This window comes from Ramlibacter sp. (assembly GCF_028291745.1).
In the GTDB taxonomy this organism is placed as follows: Bacteria; Pseudomonadota; Gammaproteobacteria; order Burkholderiales; family Burkholderiaceae_C; genus Ramlibacter.
In genome coordinates this window covers 1-20422 of sequence record NZ_JAQGNQ010000067.1, presented here as the reverse complement: position 1 = coordinate 20422, position 20422 = coordinate 1, and the positions used below count along the sequence as shown (strand labels likewise).

At 68.2% G+C, this 20422-nt stretch carries 20 protein-coding genes; 11 read left to right on the top strand and 9 right to left on the bottom strand.

All coding sequences use genetic code 11. The features are described from left to right. Positions 1–14: 14 nt before the first annotated feature. On the bottom strand, positions 15–767 hold the full coding sequence (locus JWP60_RS12235) for a spermidine synthase (RefSeq protein ID WP_299791280.1): 753 nt from the start codon (positions 765–767) through the stop codon (positions 15–17). A 175-nt stretch (positions 768–942) separates the two neighbouring features. On the opposite strand from JWP60_RS12235, the gene JWP60_RS12230 reads away from it, so the two are divergent. Next, positions 943–1902: a hypothetical protein gene (locus JWP60_RS12230; RefSeq protein WP_299791277.1), complete on the top strand. Its 960-nt coding sequence runs from the start codon at positions 943–945 to the stop codon at positions 1900–1902. 52 nt (positions 1903–1954) lie between these two features. Here JWP60_RS12230 and JWP60_RS12225 read toward each other — a convergent pair whose 3' ends face one another. Beyond that, the gene (locus JWP60_RS12225; protein ID WP_299791344.1) at positions 1955–2782 is read right to left on the bottom strand and encodes a TatD family hydrolase; all 828 of its coding nucleotides are present in this window, start codon (positions 2780–2782) and stop codon (positions 1955–1957) included. A gap of 111 nt (positions 2783–2893) precedes the next feature. On the opposite strand from JWP60_RS12225, the gene JWP60_RS12220 reads away from it, so the two are divergent. Genes JWP60_RS12220 through JWP60_RS12205 form a run of 4 tightly spaced genes read left to right on the top strand, consistent with a single transcriptional unit; the run spans position 2894 to position 7012 of the window. Continuing rightward, positions 2894–3901 carry a trypsin-like peptidase domain-containing protein gene (locus tag JWP60_RS12220; protein ID WP_299791274.1) on the top strand — a complete coding sequence of 336 codons (1008 nt, stop codon included), beginning with the start codon at positions 2894–2896 and terminating at the stop codon, positions 3899–3901. Between the two features lie 34 nt (positions 3902–3935). Beyond that, complete coding sequence (locus JWP60_RS12215) at positions 3936–4943, top strand: MoxR family ATPase (RefSeq protein WP_299791271.1); 1008 nt, start codon at positions 3936–3938, stop codon at positions 4941–4943. Then, complete coding sequence (locus JWP60_RS12210; RefSeq protein WP_299791268.1) at positions 4924–5958, top strand: DUF58 domain-containing protein; 1035 nt, start codon at positions 4924–4926, stop codon at positions 5956–5958. Before JWP60_RS12215 ends, JWP60_RS12210 begins: the two co-directional genes overlap by 20 nt. A gap of 13 nt (positions 5959–5971) precedes the next feature. Continuing rightward, on the top strand, positions 5972–7012 hold the full coding sequence (locus tag JWP60_RS12205; protein ID WP_299791265.1) for a VWA domain-containing protein: 1041 nt from the start codon (positions 5972–5974) through the stop codon (positions 7010–7012). Positions 7013–7021: 9 nt separating this feature from the next. On the opposite strand, the gene JWP60_RS12200 is transcribed toward JWP60_RS12205, so the two are convergent. Genes JWP60_RS12200 through JWP60_RS12190 form a run of 3 tightly spaced genes read right to left on the bottom strand, consistent with a single transcriptional unit; the run spans position 7022 to position 9381 of the window. Continuing rightward, positions 7022–7348, bottom strand: a complete 327-nt coding sequence (locus JWP60_RS12200; protein ID WP_299791261.1) for a hypothetical protein — start codon at positions 7346–7348, stop codon at positions 7022–7024. 49 nt (positions 7349–7397) lie between these two features. Next, entirely contained in the window at positions 7398–8135 is a 738-nt protein-coding gene (gene lolD / locus JWP60_RS12195; protein WP_299791258.1) for a lipoprotein-releasing ABC transporter ATP-binding protein LolD, read from the bottom strand. Continuing rightward, entirely contained in the window at positions 8128–9381 is a 1254-nt protein-coding gene (locus tag JWP60_RS12190; RefSeq protein WP_299791255.1) for a lipoprotein-releasing ABC transporter permease subunit, read from the bottom strand. Before JWP60_RS12190 ends, lolD begins: the two co-directional genes overlap by 8 nt. A 79-nt stretch (positions 9382–9460) precedes the next feature. Between JWP60_RS12190 and JWP60_RS12185 the strand changes: the two genes are divergently transcribed. Then, positions 9461–10396, top strand: a complete 936-nt coding sequence (locus tag JWP60_RS12185) for a phosphoglycerate mutase (protein WP_299791252.1) — start codon at positions 9461–9463, stop codon at positions 10394–10396. After that, on the top strand, positions 10393–12102 hold the full coding sequence (recJ, locus tag JWP60_RS12180; RefSeq protein ID WP_299791249.1) for a single-stranded-DNA-specific exonuclease RecJ: 1710 nt from the start codon (positions 10393–10395) through the stop codon (positions 12100–12102). The genes JWP60_RS12185 and recJ overlap by 4 nt, the downstream gene beginning before the upstream one ends. On the opposite strand, the gene JWP60_RS12175 is transcribed toward recJ, so the two are convergent. From JWP60_RS12175 to dcd, 4 genes are all read right to left on the bottom strand, one after another. Further along, the gene (locus JWP60_RS12175) at positions 12099–12380 is read right to left on the bottom strand and encodes a hypothetical protein (protein ID WP_299791246.1); all 282 of its coding nucleotides are present in this window, start codon (positions 12378–12380) and stop codon (positions 12099–12101) included. The genes recJ and JWP60_RS12175 overlap by 4 nt on opposite strands. A 7-nt stretch (positions 12381–12387) precedes the next feature. Continuing rightward, on the bottom strand, positions 12388–12717 hold the full coding sequence (locus JWP60_RS12170) for a hypothetical protein (RefSeq protein ID WP_299791243.1): 330 nt from the start codon (positions 12715–12717) through the stop codon (positions 12388–12390). A 26-nt stretch (positions 12718–12743) separates the two neighbouring features. Then, the gene (locus JWP60_RS12165; RefSeq protein WP_299791240.1) at positions 12744–12935 is read right to left on the bottom strand and encodes a hypothetical protein; all 192 of its coding nucleotides are present in this window, start codon (positions 12933–12935) and stop codon (positions 12744–12746) included. A gap of 74 nt (positions 12936–13009) precedes the next feature. After that, a complete protein-coding gene (gene dcd / locus JWP60_RS12160) occupies positions 13010–13576 on the bottom strand; it encodes a dCTP deaminase (protein WP_299791237.1) in 567 nt (188 codons plus the stop codon). A 313-nt stretch (positions 13577–13889) separates the two neighbouring features. Between dcd and JWP60_RS12155 the strand changes: the two genes are divergently transcribed. From JWP60_RS12155 to JWP60_RS12140, 4 genes are all read left to right on the top strand, one after another. Beyond that, the gene (locus tag JWP60_RS12155) at positions 13890–14027 is read left to right on the top strand and encodes a hypothetical protein (protein WP_299791234.1); all 138 of its coding nucleotides are present in this window, start codon (positions 13890–13892) and stop codon (positions 14025–14027) included. Between the two features lie 430 nt (positions 14028–14457). After that, complete coding sequence (locus JWP60_RS12150; RefSeq protein ID WP_299791231.1) at positions 14458–17442, top strand: hypothetical protein; 2985 nt, start codon at positions 14458–14460, stop codon at positions 17440–17442. A 315-nt stretch (positions 17443–17757) separates the two neighbouring features. Further along, positions 17758–17913, top strand: coding sequence for a hypothetical protein (locus JWP60_RS12145; protein ID WP_299791228.1), 156 nt, complete (start codon positions 17758–17760; stop codon positions 17911–17913). A gap of 1131 nt (positions 17914–19044) precedes the next feature. After that, the coding region (locus JWP60_RS12140; protein ID WP_299791225.1) for a hypothetical protein at positions 19045–20422 on the top strand (1378 nt) is incomplete at its 3' end.

Sequence of the window (20422 nt, the reverse complement as noted above, 5' to 3'; positions counted from 1 at the left end):
CAGAACGTCCGGATTCAGCCAGCCAGCTTCAAGCCCCGCAACCACTTGCGCGCCGGCAGGCCCCATTTCGATTCGATCACCGCCGCGCGTTCGGCCAGTTCGCCGCGCAGCGGGTGCACGGGCTCGCGCAACGCAAGCACCACCGTGTTGCCTTCGCGCGTGGGACGGAAGGCCCACACGGCATCGGCACCGAAGGCGATCCTGATGCGCGCCAGGCTGCGCTCGTAACTCGAGGAGCGGCCGAACAGGTTGACCGTCATGCAGCCGTCTTCGGTCAGCAGGCTGCGGCAATCGCGGTAGAAGGCTTCGCTGTCCAGGACCGGCGCGGCCGCCTCGTGGTCGTACAGGTCCACCTGCAGCGCATCCACCTGCTCGCGCCAGTGCTCGTGCGCGACCACCTCTTGCGCGTCGCCCAGGATCACCGAGAGGCGGCTGTCGTCCTTGGGCAGCTTGAACCAGATGCGGCACGCCGCCACCACCTGCGGATTGAGCTCGATGGCCGTGGTCTTCATCCGCAGCTTGCGATGGCAGAACTTGGTCAGCGTGCCAGCACCGAGTCCGAGTTGCATGGCGTGGCGGCGACTCACGGTCTGCGGCTGCATGAACAGCAGCCAGGCCATCATGCGCTGCACGTATTCGAGCTCGATCTCGAACGGCGCATCCAGGCGCATCGAGCCCTGGATCCATTCGGTGCCGAGGTGCAGGTAGCGGATGTCGCCGTGGTCGGAGAAATTGACTTCGGGAAGCGAGGGGGCGGCGGCTTTCACTCGTGCGGATTATCCCTGTGTGCAGTGCGCGCTTCGGGACCAGCACATCTTGGCGAGACTGACGGCCTGGCGGCCGCCGCGCCGCTTGCCGTGACGCAGTTCACGGTGGGCTGCGGGCGAGACGCGCCACTCGTTACAGAATGTTTGTCATGCTCATCCTTACCCGCGGCCGTCCATGACCGAGTACTTGCCGGAATCGTCCTGGTCGGAGTCGGCGCATTCCTCCAGCCACGACTTCTGGGAATCCACGCGTCCCGCGCCCTTCCAGGAACAGCGGCTGACGCGGCCTTCGAGTCGCGCGCAGCGGCGGCCCGCGGCGGCGCTGGCCGCGGACGTGAACGAACTGCTGGAATCGATGGCGCGCAAGCGCGTGCCGCGCCTGGACGGCGTGCGCGCCCGGCTGGCACAGGCGCGCGCCGGGCTGCGGCTGGAAGCCATCGAGGATGCCGTGCACACGATGCACGCCAGCACCACGGCACTGGACTTCCTGGGCAGCCGCAGCGGCCAGACGGCGGCGGAATTCGTGCGCCAGGGCCAGGCGCTGCTCGGGGCCTCCACGGCCTTGCGCCACCTGGGCGCGGCCTTCGTGCAGCGGCACGACACCGAAGCGCCGGTGACGCGCCTGGTGTGGATCGACCTGGCCCTGGAATCGGGGTCCCTGCAAAAGCGCGTGCGCCAGGCCGCGCGCTGGCTGGCCGAAATGGACCAGGACCTGGTCACCCGCCGCCGCGCGGCGAGCTCCGAACTCGCCGCACGTGCGATCGAGGAGCTCGCCCGGCACGCCCAGGCGATGCACACGCGCGTGCAGGGCGTGCACCGCCTGTGCAGCCACGCCCGCTCGGTGCACCTGGTCTGCGAGCAGCTGGGCGAGCAGCGCACCGCGCTGTGCACCACCCTGCAGGACAAGATCGGCCCCGCGAGCTGGCGCCTCGAGCAGGAACTGCGGCCGCTGCTGGAAGTCGGCGGCTACCGCGCGCTGGTGCCCACCGAACTGATGGCCGCCATCGACGCACGGCACGAACTGCAGGTGGTGCTGACGCAGGCCGGCGCACAGATCATCCGCTTGCAGGAAGGCGACGGCGAACTGGCCACGCAGCTCTCGTGGATGGAGCACAAGGCGCGCACCATCGCCTGATCGCAGGCTGACCAGAACCCTGCGCGGCAGACTTGGGAGCCCGCGCAGACTCCTAGGCCAGCAGGGCGGCGAGTCGCGGCAGCGCCGCGCAGGCATTGGCCATGGTGGCGGCGGCCAGCGCCTGCGGCGCGATGCCGCGCAGGCCGGCGAGCACGGACCCCATGCGCGGCAGCTCGCCCGGTTCGTTGCGCCCTTGCGGCGCTCCGGCCGCACGCTGTTCGGCCGTCATGTAAAGCCAGTGCGGCGGAATGTCGGGCGCATCGGTCTCGAGCACCAGCGCCGACAAGGGCAGCTCGCCCGCCAGCCGCCGGATCTGCAGCGATCGCTCGTACGTGACCGTGCCGCCGAAGCCGAGCCGCAAGCCCAGGCGCACGAACTCGCCGGCCTGTTGCGCACTGCCATTGAAGGCGTGGGCGATACCGCCGACGCCGGCGCGGCGCAGATGCTTGAGCAGCTGGTCGGCCGAGCGCCGCACGTGCAGCAGCACCGGCAGGCCGTGCCGCCGCGCCAGGGCGAGTTGCTCGCGATAGAAGTGCTCCTGGCGCGCGGCATCCAGTCCCGGCACGAAGTAGTCCAGCCCGATCTCGCCCACCGCGACCAGGCGCGGGTCGTCACGCTGCGCTCGCAATGCATGGTCGAGCGTCACCAGGTCCTCGTCGCCCGCCGTCGCCGTGCACAGCGGATGGATACCGAGCGCATAACTGTCCCCGAATCGGTGCGCAAGCGCCCGCACCGATTCGAAGTTGCCGGGCGCCACCGCCGGCAGCACGCAATGCACCACGCCGGCGGCCAGTGCGCGCTCGCGCACGGCGGCCACGTCGCCGGCAAACTCGCTCGCATCCAGGTGGCAGTGCGTATCTATCCACTTCACGCGGTGCATGATGCCGCAAGCCGTGCAGACCCCGGAAAACCGTGATACCGTGTTGTTCATCGCCAGGGCTGCATCGGCGTGGCCCCAGGCTCCCTCCCCCGGAACAGCCAAGGATTACGGATGCGCAGGCCCGCCCTTTACAGCTCCAGCCGCCCTGCCCGCATCGCGGCGCCGACGGCCCCGGAGGCGCCCACCTCCTCCCCCGATACCGTCGCCGCGCAAGCCGCTGCGCCGCCGCTCAGGAAGCGCCTGGCCGCCGCCGGCCCGCGCTTGCAGTGGATGGCGATCGTGCTGCTCGGATTTGCGCTGGCCGCCAGCCTGGCCCTGCACCCATCGCAGCGGCGGCTCACGCAGGAAGACATCAACGCCGCCGTCCTCAAGACGATGGAGACCAAGGTGATGCCGTCCGAGTACGCCCGCGCGTACGAGAACGTGCGGCCGTCGGTCGTGCGCGTCATCAGCTACGTGAAGAAAAGCCGCCTGCGCGAAGAAGACCAGAAGCTGCTGGCCAAGATGCCCAGGGGCGCCAAGCCCAAGCCGCTGGGCCCGGCGCCCAGCGACCCCGCGGGCGACGGTGATGGCGACGAGGTCGAGAACGGCGTCGGCACCGGCGTCGTCATCGTCGACAAGGGCGTGATCCTCACCAACCTGCACGTGGTCAACGGCGCGGACCGCGTCAAGGTCATCTTCTTCGACGGGCTCGAGGCGCAGGCCACCATCACCGGCGTGCAGGCGGAAAACGACATGGCGGTGCTGCAGGCCAGCAAGATCCCCGACGACCTGATCGCCGCCACCATGCGCTCCACCAACGACCTCGCCCCGGGCGACAAGGTGATGGCGGTGGGCTTCCCCTTCGGGATCGGCCCCTCGGCCTCGGCCGGCGTGGTCTCCGGGCTGGGGCGCGTGTTCCGCTCGCCCGAGGGCAAGACGGAAATGAAGAACCTGATCCAGTTCGACGCGGCGGCCAACCCGGGCAACTCCGGCGGGCCGCTGGTCACCATGGACGGCGAGGTGGTGGGCATCGTCACCGCGATCCTCAATCCGACCTCCGCCCGCACCTTCATCGGCATCGGCTTTGCCGTGCCGATCGAGAACGCCGCCTCGGCCGCCGGCCTGCCGCCGTTCTGAACTTCCACCCACGCCAGAGGATCCACTCGCTCCCATGGACAACACCAGCCGCACCGACAGCGCCACGGCGCAACTGATGGAACAGATTCTTTATGAGGTCAAGCGCGTCGTCGTGGGGCAGGACCGCTTCCTCGAACGCGTGATGGTCGCCATGCTGGCGCAGGGCCACCTGCTGGTCGAGGGCGTGCCCGGCCTGGCCAAGACGCTGACGGTGAAGACGCTGGCCAACACCATGCGCGGGCTGTTCAAGCGCATCCAGTTCACGCCCGACCTGGTGCCCGCCGACCTGGTCGGCACGCGCGTGTACAACCAGCGCACCGGCGAGTTCGGCACCTCGCTCGGCCCGGTATTCGCCAACCTGCTGCTGGCCGACGAAATCAACCGCGCCCCGGCCAAGGTGCAGAGCGCGCTGCTCGAGGTGATGCAGGAGCGCCAGGTCACCATCGCCGGCGAGACGCACAAGGTGCCCAGTCCCTTCCTCGTGATGGCTACGCAGAACCCGATCGAGACCGAGGGCACCTATCCGCTACCCGAGGCGCAGGTCGACCGTTTCATGATGAAGGTGCTGGTCGACTATCCCACCGACGAAGAGGAATTCGTCATCGTCCAGCGCGTCACCGGCCCGGCAGTGGATGTCAGCTCCGTGGCCACCACCGAGCAACTGGCCGCGCTGCAGCGCGAGTGCCGCGAGATCTATGTCGATCCTTCGCTGGTGCAGTACGCGGTCAAGCTGGTCTCGGCCACGCGCACGCCGGAGCGCCACGGCCTGAAGGAACTGGGCCGCTTCATCACCTACGGCGCGAGTCCGCGCGCGACGATCAACCTGGTCGAAGGCGCGCGCGCCCTGGCCATGCTGCGCGGCCGCGGCTACGCGCTGCCCGAGGACATGGCCGACCTGGTGCCCGACGTGCTGCGCCACCGGGTGGTGCTCTCGTACGAGGCGCTGTCCGAAGGCATGAGCTCGGATGCCGTGGTGCAGAAGATCATGGCCAAGATCCCCGCGCCCGCAAAGCCGCTCGAACATGAAAAGCTGGTGGCTTAAACGCGGACAAAACGCGGCATCTGCCGATGCCGCGGACTCCGGCGGTGGGGCGCCTCGCGGCGCCGCATCGGGAACTGCATCGGGGATTCCCGCGCATCACGCGGAGCAGGTGCTGCGGCGCCTCGAATGGAAAGTGATCCGCCGGCTGGACGGACTCTTGCAGGGCGACTACCGCACGCTGCTGCGCGGGGCCGGGCTCGACCTGGCCGACCTGCGCGAATACCAGTTGCACGACGACGTGCGCCACATCGACTGGAACGTCACCGCGCGCATGCAGTCGCCCTACGTGCGTGTGTTCACCGAAGACCGCGAGATGTCGGCCTGGTTCCTGCTGGACCTGAGCCCCTCGGTCGACTTCGGTTCGGGCGAACTGCGCAAGCGCCACGTCTCGGCCGAATTCGTCGCCGTGCTGGCGCGCCTGCTCACCAGCCACGGCAACCGCGTCGGTGCGATGCTTTACGGGGCCGGCGTTGACACCGTGATTCCTACCCGCAGCGGCCGCCGCCACGTGCTGCATCTGCTGCACAGCATGCTCGATCACGCCGACAGCGCCGAAAGCGGGACGACCCGCCTGCAGGACCTGTTGGCCTCGGCGGCCAGCCTGATCAAGCGCCGCTCCACCGTCTTCGTGGTCTCCGACTTCATCAGCGAGCCGGGCTGGGAAAAGCCGCTGGCGCAGCTGGCGCAGCGCCACGAGGTCGTGGCCGTGCGCGTGCTGGACCCGCTGGAGCTGGAGCTGCCCGACCTCGGCCTGCTGACGATGCGCGATGCCGAGACCGGCGAGCAACTGGTGGTCGACACGCATGACGCGGGCTTTCGCAAGCGCTTCGCCCGCATCGCCGCGCAGCGGGAGGCGGAACTGCGCGCCGCCCTGGTCAAGTGCGCGGTCGATGCCCTGGAGCTGTCCACCGACGCCGACCTCGTGGACGCGATCGTGCGCTTCGTCGACATGCGCAAGCGCCGCAGCCAACTGACTTCCGGCGGCCTGCCCGCGCACCTGCGGCACGCCGCCTGACCCGGAGAGCCTCATGCAATTCCTCTGGCCGCAATTCCTCTGGCTGCTGCTCGCCCTGCCGCTGCTGGTGGGGCTGTACGTGCTGCTGTTGCGCCGCAAGAAGAAGATGGCGGTGCGCTATGCCTCGCTCTCGATTGTCAGGGAGGCGATGGGTGCCGGCCAGCAGGTGCGGCGGCACATTCCCCCGGTGCTGTTCCTGCTGGCGCTGGCCACGCTGATCCTCGCGGCTTCGCGGCCGGTGGCCGTGGTGACGCTGCCGTCGAACCAGCAGACCATCATCCTCGCGATGGACGTCTCCGGCAGCATGCGGGCGGCCGACGTCCTGCCGAACCGCCTGGTCGCGGCGCAGAACGCCGCCAAGTCCTTCATCGCGGAACTGCCGCGGCACGTGAGGGTGGGCATCGTCGCCTTTGCCGGCTCGGCGCAGGTGGCGCAACTGCCCACCACGAATCACGAGGACCTGGTCACGGCCATCGACCGCTTCCAGCTGCAGCGCGCCACGGCGACGGGCAATGCGATCGTGATCTCGCTGGCCACCCTGTTCCCCGATGCCGGCATCGATCTCGAAACCATGCAGCAGGGACGCGAGCGCCCCCGCGGCCTCTCCCTGGACGCGGACCGCAAGCCCAAGCAGGAGTTCACGCCGGTGGCACCGGGCTCCTTTCCCTCGGCCGCCATCATCATGCTGACCGACGGGCAGCGCACCACGGGCGTCGACCCGCTCGACGCGGCCAAGATGGCGGCGGACCGCGGCGTGCGCGTCTACACGGTGGGCATAGGCACGGTGGATGGGGAGACCATCGGCTTCGAAGGCTGGTCGATGCGCGTGCGGCTGGACGAAGAAACCCTGAAGGCGATCGCGCAGAAGACCTCGGCCGAATACTTCTACGCCGGCACCGCGCAGGACCTGAAGAAGGTCTACGAGACCCTCAGCTCCAAGCTTACCGTCGAGAAGAAGGAAACCGAGATCTCCGCCCTGTTCGCGATGGCCGCGGCGGCGCTGGTGCTCCTCTCGGCGGGCCTGTCGCTGGTGTGGTTCAACCGGATCCTGTGAGCGGGTCTCTCAACGTGCCGGCGCCGGCGCCAGTGACGGCACGTTGATGATGATCGGCTGCTGCGCCGCGGCCCCAGTCACTGGCTTGAGCGCGTTGCTCATCGCCATGAACAGCCCACCGAAACCGATGAACAAGCCGATGACCGTGGCGATGATCCATCTCTGGCCGTCGGCGCGGCTCTCCGCAATGTCCGCGCGAACTTCCGCGAGGCCGCTCCTCAGCTCACCGCGCAGATCGGCAATTTCGCCCTTCAGCTCGCCGCGCACTAGCGCGAGGTCCGCCTTCGTCGCGAGTGTCGGCAGGATGGCTTCGAGAGCCTGCAGGCGAGCTTCCATGATCGGATGATAGGTTGCGGCAGGTTGCGCCGGCAACCCGCCAGGGCCGCTAACTCGGCAGCGGCACCAGTTCCCCGGTCGCCGGCACCCGTTGCGCCGAGCCCTCCAGGTGTCCCAGCGTGAGCCGCAGCATCCGCCCGCAGCGCGCCGCCAACTGCTCGTCGTGCGTCACCATCACGAAGGCCGTGCCGCGCTCGCGCGCAAGCTGCAGCATCAGCGCGAACACGCCATCGGCCGTGGCGCGATCGAGGTTGCCCGTGGGCTCGTCGGCGAGCACGCAGGCCGGGTGCGCCACCAGCGCCCGCGCGATCGCCACGCGCTGGCGCTCGCCGCCCGAGAGCTCCGAAGGCCGATGCGACATGCGGTCCTTGAGACCCACCGCGGTGAGCATCTCCGCGGCCGCCTGGTTCATCTTCTCCGCCGGCTCCCGCCGTATGCGCAAGGGCATGCCGACGTTGTCCAGAGCGCTGAATTCCGGCAGCAGGTGATGGAACTGGTAGACGAAGCCCAGATGCTGATTGCGCAGCCGCCCCTGCGCCGTGGCATCGAGCCTGGCGAGGTCCTGCCCCATCAACTGCACCGCCCCCGTGGTCGGCGCGTCGAGTCCGCCCAGCACGTGCAGCAGCGTGCTCTTGCCGGAGCCGGACGCGCCGACGATGGCCAGCGTCTCGCCAGCGCGTATTTCGATGTCGACGCCGCGCAGCACCTCGACGTCGAGGCCGCCCTCGCTGAAGCGCTTGGTCAGGCCTTGCCCGGACAACACGATGCCGGTGTACGGGTCACTCATAGCGCAGCGCCTCCGCGGGATTGACGCGGCTGGCGCGCCAGCTCGGATAGAGCGTGGCGACGAAGGCCAGCACCAGCGAGATCAAGGCGATGGGGATCACGTCGGAGGATTGCGGATCGCTCGGCATGCGGCTGATCAGGTAGATGTCCTTGGGCAGGAAATTCGCATGAAGCGCGTGTTCCAGGGCCGGCACGATCACATCGATGTTGACGGCAATGAGCAGGCCCCCCATCAGCCCCGCCAGCGTGCCGATCACGCCGATGGCCGCGCCCTGCACGACGAAGATGCCCATGATGCTGGCCGGGCTCGCGCCCAGCGTGCGCAGGATGGCGATGTCGGCGCGCTTGTCGGTGACCGTCATCACCAGCGTGCTCACCAGGTTGAAGGCGGCCACGGCGACGATCAGCGTGAGGATGATGAACATCATCCGCTTTTCCAGCTGCACGGCGGAGAACCAGGTGCGGTTCTGGCGCGTCCAGTCGCGGATCAGGAAGTCGCCCGTGAGCTGCGTGCCCAGCTGCGCCGCCACCTCGGGGGCGCGATTCAGGTCGCGCAGTTTCAGCCGCACGCCATTGGGCCCTTCGAGCCGGAAGATGCGCTCCGCGTCGTCGATGTGCAGCAGCACCAGGCCGCTGTCGTATTCGAAGTGGCCCGAGTCGAAGGTGCCCACCACCGTCATCTGCTTCAGGCGCGGCACCACGCCGGCCGGCGTGACCTGCCCGCCCGGCGCGATCAGCGTGACGGCATCGCCCTCGCGCACACCCAGGTTGCGCGCGAGCTCCACCCCCAGCACGATCCCGAACTGCCCCGGCACCAGCTTGTTCAGCGCGCCCTGCGAAGTGGCGGCGACGTCCGTCACCTGCGATTCCAGCTTGGGGTCGATGCCGCGCACCATGGCCCCCCGCATGTCCTCGCCGCGTGCCAGCAGCGACTGCGTCGCCACGAAGGGCGCGGCACCCACCACCTCGGGGTTGCGCCGCACCTCCTGCAGGGTGCGGTTCACGTCCGGCAGCACGCCGCCGCCGGGGCCGTACACCTCGATGTGCGAGACCACCGCCAGCATGCGGTCGCGCACTTCCTTCTGGAAGCCGTTCATGACCGACAGCACGATGATCAGCGCCGCGACGCCCAGGGCGATCCCGAGCATCGAGACGCCGGAAATGAAGGAGATGAAGCCGTTGCGCCGCGTGGAGCGGCCGGCGCGGGTGTAGCGCCAACCCAGCACGAGCTCGTAAGGAAGGGCCATCGTGCTGGTTCAGTGAAGGTTTGCCATCGGCGGGCATTGTGGCATCGCCGACAATACGGCTGTGTCAGACGGTGTCCACTTGCTCGTTCCCATGGCGGCCTGCGCGCAGCCGGCCTGCGCCGAGGCGGTGCGCGGCCTCCAATTGCCCCAGCTGCAGCGGCTGCTCAGGCGGCTGGCTGTCGAGCACACCGATACCGGTGAGGCCGGCAGCCTGTCGCCGCCGCATGAACGGGCGCTGGCCCGGGCGTGGGGCCTGCAGCCGGCCGACGGCCTGGTGCCGCTGGCCGCCCTGCAGGTGCAGCAATCGGGCGGCGATCCCGGCGAGGCAGGGTGGGCCTGGATCACGCCGGCGCACCTGCTGGTAGGCCGCGATCACATCGACCTGGCGCCACCGAAAGAGCTGCAGCTCGAGGCCGCGGATTCGCGCGCCTTGCTGGCCGCGCTGCAGCCCTGGTTCGCGGAGGACGGCATCACCCTCACCTATGATGCGCCCCTGCGCTGGCTGGCGCGCGGTGACCTCTTCCGCACGCTGCCCACCGCCTCGCTCGACCGCGTGATCGGGCGGACCATCGACCGCTGGATGCCCGCCGGCGAGGCCGGCCGGCCGCTGCGCCGGCTGCAACAGGAAATGCAGATGCTCCTCTATACCCTGCCGCTGAACGACGCGCGCCAGCGCGGCGGCCTGCTGCCGGTCAACTCCTTCTGGGCCAGCGCCAGCGGCGCCTTGCCGCCCGGCCCGCGCCCCACGGCGCCCGCAAGCCTGCAGGTGACGCCTTACCTCCGCGAGGCGGCGCTGGCCGGCGACTGGCGCGGCTGGGCCGCGGCCTGGCAGGAACTGGATACGCGCGATTGCGTGCGCCTGCTGGCTGCAATCGATGCGGGCCAGGCAGTGCGCCTCACGCTGTGCGGCGAGGCCGGATCGCGCACCTGGTCATCGCGGGCCGCCGGTGCCTGGCAGCGCATCACAGCGTGGCTGGGCGCGCCCACGCCTGCCAGCCTGCTGGAGGGCCTGTGAAGATCGTTCCCCGCGACGTCCCGCCGCGGGCCGCCTGGGCCCTCGAGCAGGCCGGCATCCACCCGCTGCTGGCGCGCCTGTACGCCGCCCGCGGTGTACTGGGCACGGACGAACTGGACAACGCCCTGGGGCGCCTGCTGCCGCCGGCCACGCTCAAGGGCGCGACCGAAGCGGCGCGCCTGCTGGCCGACGCCATTGCCGCGGACCGCAAGCTGTGCATCGTGGCCGACTACGACTGCGACGGCGCCACCGCCTGCGCCGTCGCCTTGCGCGGCCTGCGGCTGCTGGGCGCACGCCACGTCGGCTACCTGGTACCGGATCGCGTGATCGACGGCTACGGCCTCACGCGCCCCATCGCCCAGCGGGTGAAGGCCCAGGGCGCGGACGTACTGATCACGGTGGACAACGGCGTCGCGAGCCTCGACGGGGTGGCCGCCGCGCGCGAACTCGGGCTCGACGTGATCGTGACCGACCACCACCTGCCCGGCGAGTTGCTGCCGCAGGACGCGCTGATCGTCAATCCCAACCAGCCGGGTTGCGGCTTCGAGAGCAAGTCCATCGCCGGCGTCGGCGTGATGTTCTACGTGCTGCTGGCGCTGCGCGCCGAACTGCGCGCGCGCGGCGCCTTCGACGAGCGCACGCAGCCCAAGCTGGATGCACTGCTGCCCATCGTGGCACTGGGCACAGTGGCCGACGTGGTCAAGCTCGATGCCAACAACCGCCGGCTGGTGGCACAGGGCCTCAAGCGGGTGCGCGCGGGCGCGCTGCCCTGCGGCCTCGCCGCGCTCTTCACCATCTCCGGGCGGCGCGCCGACGTGGCGACCACCTTCGATTTCGGCTTCGCACTGGGACCGCGCATCAATGCGGCGGGCCGGCTGGCCGACATGACCCTGGGCATCGAGCTGCTGTTGACCGACGACGCCGCGCGGGCCGACGAACTGGCGCGCACCCTCGACGGAATCAACCGCGACCGGCGCGAAATCGAAGGCGACATGCGCGAGCAGGCGCTGGCCCTGGTGGAGTCGCTGTTCGACGAGAGCGAGGAGCCGCCGCCGGCCCTGTGCGTGTTCGACCCGGACTTCCACGAAGGCGTGGTCGGCATCGTCGCCTCCCGTCTCAAGGACAAGTTGCATCGGCCCACCTTCGTGTTCGCCGCCAGCCAGGCGCCGGGCAAGGAGCACGAGCTGAAGGGATCGGGCCGCTCCATCCCCGGCTTCCACTTGCGCGATGCGCTCGACCTCGTGGCCAAGCGCCATCCGGGCGTGCTGCTGCGCTTTGGCGGCCACGCGATGGCGGCCGGCTGCACCATCGCCGAGGAGCACCTCGAGATTTTCGAGGTGGCACTGGCGCAGGTCGCGCAGGAATGGCTCGATGCCGCCACGCTGCTGCGCCGCCTGCATACCGACGGCCCGTTGGCGCCCGAATACCGCCGCGCCGATCTCGTCGACACGCTGCACCGGGAGGTGTGGGGCCAGGGCTTCGCGCCACCGGTGTTCAGCGAGGAAGTCGAGGTCGTGTCGCAGAAGCTGGTGGGCGAGAAGCACCTCGCCTTGAAGCTGCGTCACCAGGGCCAGCCGGTGGACGCCATCTGGTTCGGCCACACCGAGCCGCTGCCGGCGCGGGTGATGATGGCCTTCCGGCTGGAGGCGGACGAGTGGCAGGGCACGCGGCGCGTGCGCTTCCTGGTCGAAGGGGCGGAGTTCTAGAGCTCGAAGTACGCGAACAGGCGCCTGGCCACGCGCGCGAGTTCCGGGTCGTCGTCGATGGCGCGGGCGCAGGCCAGTTGCGCCATGGCGTAGTCGCGGTCGCCCAGCATCATGTCGGTGGAGACGCAGCGCCCATGGCCCGCCATCAAGAGCGCGAAGCTGGCCAGCTGTTCGATCGGGCAGTAGTGCTCGTTGTCCGGATCGTCGCCGACCGCGAGGAGAGACCCGCCCGCGCCCACGGGGCGTTCGGCCGCCGGGTACGCGTGCAAGGGATTCATGGACGCCTCAGTGGTAGCTGAAACTCACTGGCACCGCCCCAGGCACCGCGGGGGTGCCGGCCGGCGGCGCACCGGCCACGTCGGCCGCTATGCCCATCTGCGAGGCGCAGCTTGCGATCGTCGAACCCGGCACGTACTGCAGGCAATCCGAGAGCGCCATCTGCTGCACCATCACCTCGTTGCGGCGCGCTTCCGCCTTGCGCACCTGGTGGCTGCACACCAGCCAGAAGGCCGCGAGTTGCACGCCCACGACCAGTGCGAGCAACACCCACGGCGTCAGGCTGCGCTCCTGCTCATGCTGCGGTGCCGGATCGACGACGTTGGCGAGGATGGACATGACGGACTTCCTTGGGTGCAGCCATCCTAGGCTTCGCCCCATCGGCCGGCCATCGTGGCAAGCGCGAACTGCTGTAGGACGAAAGCTAAACGGCACAGCTTGCTGCGGACCAACATGATCCAATGGGCGAAGGGGTGAGCGATGCCGCCGCAGCCGCCCTTCGTCGCGCCGCCCGCGTCGATGGCCAGTGCTGCACGCGCCTGTTGCGCGGCGACCACCCTGGCCGCCGCCAGTCTTGCGAAGCGAGCGCACACGTGTCGCCGCTTCTGCGCGACCCTCGCGTCCTGCGCGCTCAGGCCTTGGGCAAGGTCACGCCCTGCTGGCCCTGGTACTTGCCGCCGCGGTCCTTGTAGCTGACCTCGCATTCCTCGTCGCTCTCGAAGAACAGCACCTGCGCGCAACCTTCGCCCGCATAGATCTTGGCGGGCAGCGGCGTGGTGTTGGAGAACTCCAGCGTCACGTAGCCTTCCCACTCAGGCTCGAAAGGCGTGACGTTGACGATGATCCCGCAGCGCGCATAGGTGCTCTTGCCCAGGCAGATGGTCAGCACGTTGCGCGGGATGCGGAAGTACTCCAGCGTGCGGGCCAGCGCGAAGCTGTTGGGAGGGATGATGCACACGTCTTCGTGAAAATCGACGAAGCTCTTTTCGTCGAAGTTCTTCGGGTCCACCACCGTGCTGTGGATGTTGGTGAAGACCTTGAATTCGGGCGCGCAGCGAATGTCGTAGCCGTAGCTGGAGGTGCCGTAGCTGATGACGCGCCGACCTTCGACCTCACGCACCTGCCCCGGCTCGAAGGGCTCGATCAGCCCGTGCTGTTGCGCCATGGCGCGTATCCACTTGTCGCTCTTGATGGTCATCGGGGTCCTCTGCGGGGGATTCTAGGGCGACGCGCGGGGCGCCCCCCGTCGGGTTGCCACGCGCCGCCTCCCACCCCGCCACAAGGCACCAAAGTTCCTGCCGAAAGCTCCCTATGGGCCCTGTCACCGGCAGGCCGCGAGAGTACTGTGCACCAGGGCCTCGTGTACAACTTTCGATGTCATTCCCTGCCTCAGCTGGCATTGGGAGGAAGACGAAGCCACGCGGGAGTCCACCGCAAGGGGAACTCCCACCGGAGATCGCTGGCATAGGGCCGGCGATCTACCTTCAAGCACCCACACTGGAGAGAACGAAATGAAAGTCAAGACCAACGTCCGTGCCGGCGCCGGCGGTAGTGCCAGCGCCCCTGGCCAGAAGCAGACCAGCAAGAGCAGCATCGTGCAACTGCTGTACACGTACATCCCCGCAATCAGCCGCTGCGTCGGGATCTAGCCCTGCGCTCGGGTGGGGCTCTCACCGGCTCCACCCCGATCGCGGATCACTCGCAGGAACCGCGCCGCATTTCTGTCGTGCGCACGTGGGAAAAGTCCGGCCACTGGGGCACTACTCCCCCGAAGGTGGGCTCTCTGACCCCCCACATTCGGGCCCGGCCTGGCCCTCATCGTTCTGCTGCCGGCACCACCACCGGATGGAACGAAGGTGCTCCGTCGCGAATTTGCGTGCAAAGTGGAGACGCTTCACGCATATAAGACGCAGTTGGTACATTCCTGTTGCATTTAGAACCAAGGGCTTCCATCTAGGCACACGTGATGCTCGTCACCGGACGGGCTGGTGGTTTGCCGAATGCCGACTTGCAGGGGCTGGGTGACGCAATTCCGATCAGCTTTTTTCGGCGTCGCAAACATCCCCCCGAGGAGGCATCATGAAATCCGTTCGCTCCGTGCACTACAGGCGCGGAGAGCCAGCCACATGGCTGTGGCTCGCCTTGCTGGTCCTGTCGTGTCTGTTCGCCAATCCGGCATTCGCAAGACGCATCAATGGCGGACTCGGCGGTGGCGTCCTGGTGCCGCCCGGCGAGGCACCGGTGCCCGTCCCCACTCAGTTCGATCTCACCGGCTACATCGAATCGGCCACGGTGGATCCCACGTTCGGCCGCTGTCCCAATCTCCCGGTCAAGGATCCGCGCCTCGCCGGCGGCACGGTCACCCTCAACGGGCAACTGATCGTCGTGCCCTGCAATACCGTGCTGCAGATGCCCGCGTTCGCAACGTCGTGGGCTGACTTCTTCACGTCCGCGCCCAAGGACATCACGCCGCCCGGAACGAGCGGCCTGGCGCTGAGCGATCCGTTCGCCGCGGGTGCACCGGGCTTGCTGGATACGCCCTGGGTCGATCCTTCGCGCACGGCCACCAGCTACAACGCTGCGCTGCCCGCGACCGAGATCCACGTGGTCGGCAACGTGGTCAACGGCGACTACATCGCCGGCCTGATCTTCGTGTCGCAGCATTCGCTCAACGCCGGCCAGGGCGTGATCAGCTGCATCGACTACGCCACCGGCGAAATGCAGGTCGGCGGCGCGCTGCAGCCCGTGGGCGCGGCGTGCCCGCCGCTCGTGGCAGGCGTCACCCGCGTGCGCATGAACGACCCCGTGGGCCGCTTCGGCATCATCCACGGCCAGCCCGGCGATCCCGCAGCGGACGTCTGGGAACCTGGCTTCGACAAGCGCTTCACCGCCGACACGGACAATCCCACGATGCACTCCGCACTGGGCTATCCGGTGTGCATTCCCTCGGTGAACCCGGTCAACCCGATCATCAACCCGGTCACGGGTGCGACGATCACCCCCGGCATCGACCCCGCTTGCCCGCTGTACAACCGGCCGATCTCGCCGAACTGCCGGTCCTTCGATCCGCTGACGCTGCTGCCCGCCTTCACGCCCAACCCGCCCGGCACCTACTGCTCCACCTGGGTGATGGACATGCCCGGCGCGCACGCGGCTGACGGCGTCTCGACCGATCCGAACGTCTCGGCGCCGCTGGTCATCGGCGACACCATCGGGTTCCACGGAACGATGAAGGCCGATGGCAACGGCCCGTACATCTCCGCGCACACCATCGAAGCGAACCTGGGCATCTATACCCAGCCGCACACGCAGCCGTCATACACCTTCATCGAATCGCTGCTCGTAGGCACCGGTGGCGGCACCGTCGGCGGCATCGCCGTCGAATCGACGCTGCGCCTGGCGTGGGTGGGTTGGGCGTCGGACCCCACCGAGCTGGTCGACTTCTACGCCGTGCACCAGGACCCGCTCACCGGCAGCGAAAGCGACTTCTTCCTCGGCACGTTCGATCCCTGCTGCACGCCGCTGGGACGCTTCCGCTCGCCGGTGAACAACCTTGGCGTGTTCGGCGACCCGACGCGCAACTACCGCGCGGTCAGCCGCACCATGTGCGAGCCCCCTGGCATCAACGCTGCGAACACGCCCCAGTTGCAGACCCGCTGCATGATGGCGCCGCCCGTCACGCCGGATCCGGTCGCCATGCAAGCGACCGTCACTCGGAACGCCAACGGACTCACGGTCGGCAAGTACTTCCTGCCGAACTTCGAGTACATCTTTGGCGAGAACCTGTCGCTCGGCGGACCGATCATTCCGGCCAACCTGCAGGACATGCCGTTCCTGTTCTGCGGCTCCGGTCCCCTGGACGGGCCTGGCACGCTGTCGCCCGTCGTCGGCCAACTGGATCCGGCCCCCTGGGCCCTGCCGATGGCCGACCCGACTTTCCACACTTCGCTGTGCCCACAGGCCACGGCCGTCGGCGTCGCACCCGGCGTGCCGTTGACCCCGCCAGTCCAGCCGGTCGCCCCGGTCATCAATGCACTGGCCTCGGCGGGCTCCGTCATCGCCGACGGACTGCCGCACGTGGTGACGCTCACCGTGACGGCCACCAACCCCAACACGCCGGCCACGGACATGTTGTACTCGTGGCGGACGACCGCTGCGGGCGTCCAGTTCTCGTGCGGCACCTGCCTGCCCACCACGGGAGTCTCGCCGGTCTCCGTCACGGCCACGATCACCACGACCAGCACCACCCCGATCCTCATCACTTCGGCGGTGTCCAACGGTGTCTTGCCGACAGCGATCGCGAACATCACGTTCACGCCCGCTGTGGTGAACACCAAGCCGCCGATCGTCACGAAGACGAGTGGCACGCAGTCAGGCTCGCTCGTGACGCTGAACGCGACGGCCAAGGCCAACAACGGCCTGAGCCCGGTCACGATCAGCTTCCGCCAGACGGGTGGCCCGTCGGTGGGCATCGCACTGCAGCCGACCAGTGGAACGCCTCCGAACCAGACAGGTGTGGCGACGGTCACGGTGCCGGTGAGCCCTTCGCCGGCGACGTTCAGCTTCGTGGCTGTCGTGACAGATCCGGCCAACGGACTGCAGACCACCAGCGGCACGATCACGGTGAAGAGCCCGGCCGTCCTGTCCGACTTCGTGACGATCACGGCAGTGACCTACCGCCCGATCGTGAGCCGCGTCGGGGCACCCGCTGACCTCGGCAAGTTGAACATCACCGCGAGTTCGAACGAGACCGACATCAACGCGCTGCCCGCGGGCATGACGATGAACGCGATCCTGGTGAACAACACCCTGCCTGCCAACGTGCCTGGCAGCACGGCGCTGCCGATCACGGTGCCGCTGAAGTACACCGCCGCCGATGTGCCGAATGCGCCGGCTCCGCTGTGCGGACCGACCGCATGCTGGGTTGGCAACGCGACGGGCCTGATCCAGGACACGTCGCAGGTTCCTGCCGTGCTGGTGGCGCCGACCACGGTGACGGTGAAGTCCAGCCTGGGCGGGGCGGCAAGCGTCTCGCAAGGCAACGCGGTATTCACGATCCGCTGAGGCAGCAGACAACGTGAGAGGCCCCTGCGGCCCTGCCCTCACCGGCAGGCCGCAGGGGCCTCTGCTTTTGCGCGAGCGCAACCAGGGAAGCAGGCGTACAGGGATGCGCGCCTGGGCCCTGCCGGGGGCTCAGGCTCGCCTCAGCACCCGGGAAGAACAAGCAGCGGCTCCACGCTCCGCAATGCGCTCTGCAAGGTGCCTGAAATCACTCTCGCGAACCGGGAGTGTTCGATCTGCATACGGGCCGGCTGACAGCAACAGTGAAGGTTGGCAAGCGGGCGGACGCCATCCTGCAAGTTCAGAATCGTCCAGACGGTGCGGACAGCACCCGCCGCGCGGACAGTGGCCGCCGATTTCGCGCTGCACGAGTTGTACACGCCGACCGCGGACTTCCAGCCGGAGTCGGCCGAGGCGGTCCAGGCAGCGCTCCACCGGCCCGAAGCCGTTCCGGGCACCTTCCGGTTCCGGTGATCCGACGGCGCCAGCCCTGATCCCCTCAGCGCGGCACCAAAGTTCCTGCCGAATGCACCACGTGGGCCATGGCGGCGCCGCGCGATACGGGTACTGTGCGGTCAGGTCTTGTTAGAACTTTTGAACTCCGCACCTGCATCCAAGTAACCCGGTTAACTTACCGGACCCGAGGTTCAGGGACGAGGCTGGAAGGAGGACGAGATCAGGCCGGTGCACCCTGACGGGGACTCCGGCCGGTATCGCCGGCATTGGGCCGGTGATGCACCACCGAACGACCACACCGGAGAAGCCAAATGAAAGTCAAGACCAATGTCCGCGCTGGCGCGGGCGCGAAGCAGGCCAGCAAGAGCAGCATCAGCAACATCGTGGTGACGTACATCGCCGGCATCAGCCGCTGCGTCGGTATCTGACCGACCTCTTCGGGCTGGGGCATTCACCTGCTCCAGCCCGACAGGGCTTCCCCGCGCACAGCAGGCGTCCTGCGCGTGGAGCGCGCGTTCCATACCGCGCGATTGGCACGGCGATCTGCCGATTCGGCTCGCATGCCCAAAGTGCCCCATAGCACTTCCCTTACGCCCCCTCCTTCGCATTTCAACGTCGCTGCTTCCGGCCGCTGGCTGGCGCGTCTTGCGCACCTCTCCCCGTCGTTTCTCCTCGATGGCCGTCGCTGCCTGGCTTCGCGCGCAAGGTCGTGCGGCAGGACGCAGGAGTGGGTGTGAACGGGGGAACCGGTGGGTGACTACAACCCCCGAAGGTGGGCCATGCATGCCCCACATCCCGCGCGGTGTCCCCTTCAACAGGTCTCATTCTCGCAGTGCTACCAGCAGAACCAATATGTTCTCGAACGCAGTTCTCTGCCAGCTGGGGGCGCTACCCACATTTAGCAACTAGTAGCTAGTTCCCAACCGCAACTAATACGAATGATCTAAACATGGCACAGGTGATGCTCCATGACCCACGGCTGGAGGTTTGCCGACGTCCACTTGCAGGGGCCAAGCAAAGCAACCGGATCAGCCTTGTTCAAGGCATAGCAACCATTCCTCTCGAGGGGGCATCATGAAGCTCGCTAGTTCAGTTCACCACAAGTACGGAGGGGGTACAGCCACATGGCTGTGGCTCCTCCTGCTAGTCATGTCATGTCTGTTTGCCAATCCGGCATTTGCGCGCCGGATCAATGGCGGTCTCGGCGGTGGCGTGCTGGTGCCGCCAGGCGAGGCACCGATCCCGGTGCCGCCGCAGTTCGATCTCACCGGCTACATCGAGTCGGCCACGGTGGATCCCACCTTCGCCCGCTGCCCCAACCTGCCGGTCAAGGATGCACGGCTGGCCGGTGGCACGGTCACCCTCAACGGCCAGCTGATCATCGTGCCTTGCAACACGATCCTGCAGATGCCTGCCCTCGCGATCTCGTGGGCTGACTTCTTCACCCAGGCGCCCAAGGACAGCACCCCCCTCGGAACCAGCGGCCTGTCGCTGAGCGACCCCTTCGCCGTTGGCGCGCCGGGCGTGCTCACCACGCCCTGGGTCGATCCCTCGCGCACGGTCACCAGCTACAACGCTGCCTTGCCCGCGACCGAGATCCACGTGGTCGGCAACGTGATCAACGGCGAGAACATCGCCGGCCTGATCTTCGTTTCGCAGCAGTCGCTCAATGCCGGCCAAGGCATGATCAGCTGCATCGACTACGCCACCGGCGAAATGCAGGTCGGCGGCCCGCTGCAGCCCGTGGGCGCGGCGTGCCCGCCGCTCGTGGCAGGCGTCACCCGCGTGCGCATGAACGACCCCGTGGGCCGCTTCGGCATCATCCACGGCCAGGTTGGCGACCCGAACGTGGACGTCGGTGAACCCGGCTTCGACGGTCGTTTCACCGCCGACACGGACAATCCCACGATGCACTCCGCACTGGGTTATCCGGTCTGCATTCCGTCGGTGAACCCGGTCAACCCGATCATCAACCCGGTCACGGGTGCGACGATCACCCCCGGCATCGACCCCGCTTGCCCGCTGTACAACCGGCCGATCTCGCCGAACTGCAAGTCCTTCGATCCGCTGACGCTGCTGCCGACGTTCACGCCGAATCCTGCCGGCACGTACTGCACCACGTTTGTGATGGACGCGGCCGGTGCGCGCGCCGTTGACGGCGTGTCCACCGACCCGAACCTGTCCGCTCCCCTGGTCGTCGGCGACACCATCGGCTTCCACGGAACGATGAAAGCCGATGCCAACGGGCCGTACATCTCGGCGCACACGATCGAGGCCAACGTGGGCATCTATACGCTGCCGCACACGCAGCCTTCGTATGTGTTCGTCGAGTCCCTCCTCGTGGGCACCGGTGGTGGCACCGTCGGCGGCATCGCCGTCGAGTCCACGCTGCGCCTGGCGTGGGTGGGCTTCTCCACCGACCCGACGGAGCTGGTCGACTTCTATGCCGTGCACCAGGACCCGGTGAGCGGCAGTGAAAGCGACTTCTTCCTCGGCACCTTCGACCCGTGCTGCGTGCCCCTGGGAC

What these genes read in the sequence shown, in the direction of transcription:
- JWP60_RS12230 (WP_299791277.1), top strand. Translation starts at nt 943, where the DNA reads ATGACCGAGTACTTGCCGGAATCGTCCTGGTCGGAGTCGGCGCATTCC.
- JWP60_RS12225 (WP_299791344.1), bottom strand. Translation starts at nt 2,782, where the DNA reads ATGCACCGCGTGAAGTGGATAGATACGCACTGCCACCTGGATGCGAGC.
- JWP60_RS12220 (WP_299791274.1), top strand. Translation starts at nt 2,894, where the DNA reads ATGCGCAGGCCCGCCCTTTACAGCTCCAGCCGCCCTGCCCGCATCGCG.
- JWP60_RS12215 (WP_299791271.1), top strand. Translation starts at nt 3,936, where the DNA reads ATGGACAACACCAGCCGCACCGACAGCGCCACGGCGCAACTGATGGAA.
- JWP60_RS12210 (WP_299791268.1), top strand. Translation starts at nt 4,924, where the DNA reads ATGAAAAGCTGGTGGCTTAAACGCGGACAAAACGCGGCATCTGCCGAT.
- JWP60_RS12205 (WP_299791265.1), top strand. Translation starts at nt 5,972, where the DNA reads ATGCAATTCCTCTGGCCGCAATTCCTCTGGCTGCTGCTCGCCCTGCCG.
- JWP60_RS12200 (WP_299791261.1), bottom strand. Translation starts at nt 7,348, where the DNA reads ATGGAAGCTCGCCTGCAGGCTCTCGAAGCCATCCTGCCGACACTCGCG.
- lolD (WP_299791258.1), bottom strand. Translation starts at nt 8,135, where the DNA reads ATGAGTGACCCGTACACCGGCATCGTGTTGTCCGGGCAAGGCCTGACC.
- JWP60_RS12190 (WP_299791255.1), bottom strand. Translation starts at nt 9,381, where the DNA reads ATGGCCCTTCCTTACGAGCTCGTGCTGGGTTGGCGCTACACCCGCGCC.
- JWP60_RS12175 (WP_299791246.1), bottom strand. Translation starts at nt 12,380, where the DNA reads ATGAATCCCTTGCACGCGTACCCGGCGGCCGAACGCCCCGTGGGCGCG.
- JWP60_RS12170 (WP_299791243.1), bottom strand. Translation starts at nt 12,717, where the DNA reads ATGTCCATCCTCGCCAACGTCGTCGATCCGGCACCGCAGCATGAGCAG.
- dcd (WP_299791237.1), bottom strand. Translation starts at nt 13,576, where the DNA reads ATGACCATCAAGAGCGACAAGTGGATACGCGCCATGGCGCAACAGCAC.
- JWP60_RS12155 (WP_299791234.1), top strand. Translation starts at nt 13,890, where the DNA reads ATGAAAGTCAAGACCAACGTCCGTGCCGGCGCCGGCGGTAGTGCCAGC.
- JWP60_RS12150 (WP_299791231.1), top strand. Translation starts at nt 14,458, where the DNA reads ATGAAATCCGTTCGCTCCGTGCACTACAGGCGCGGAGAGCCAGCCACA.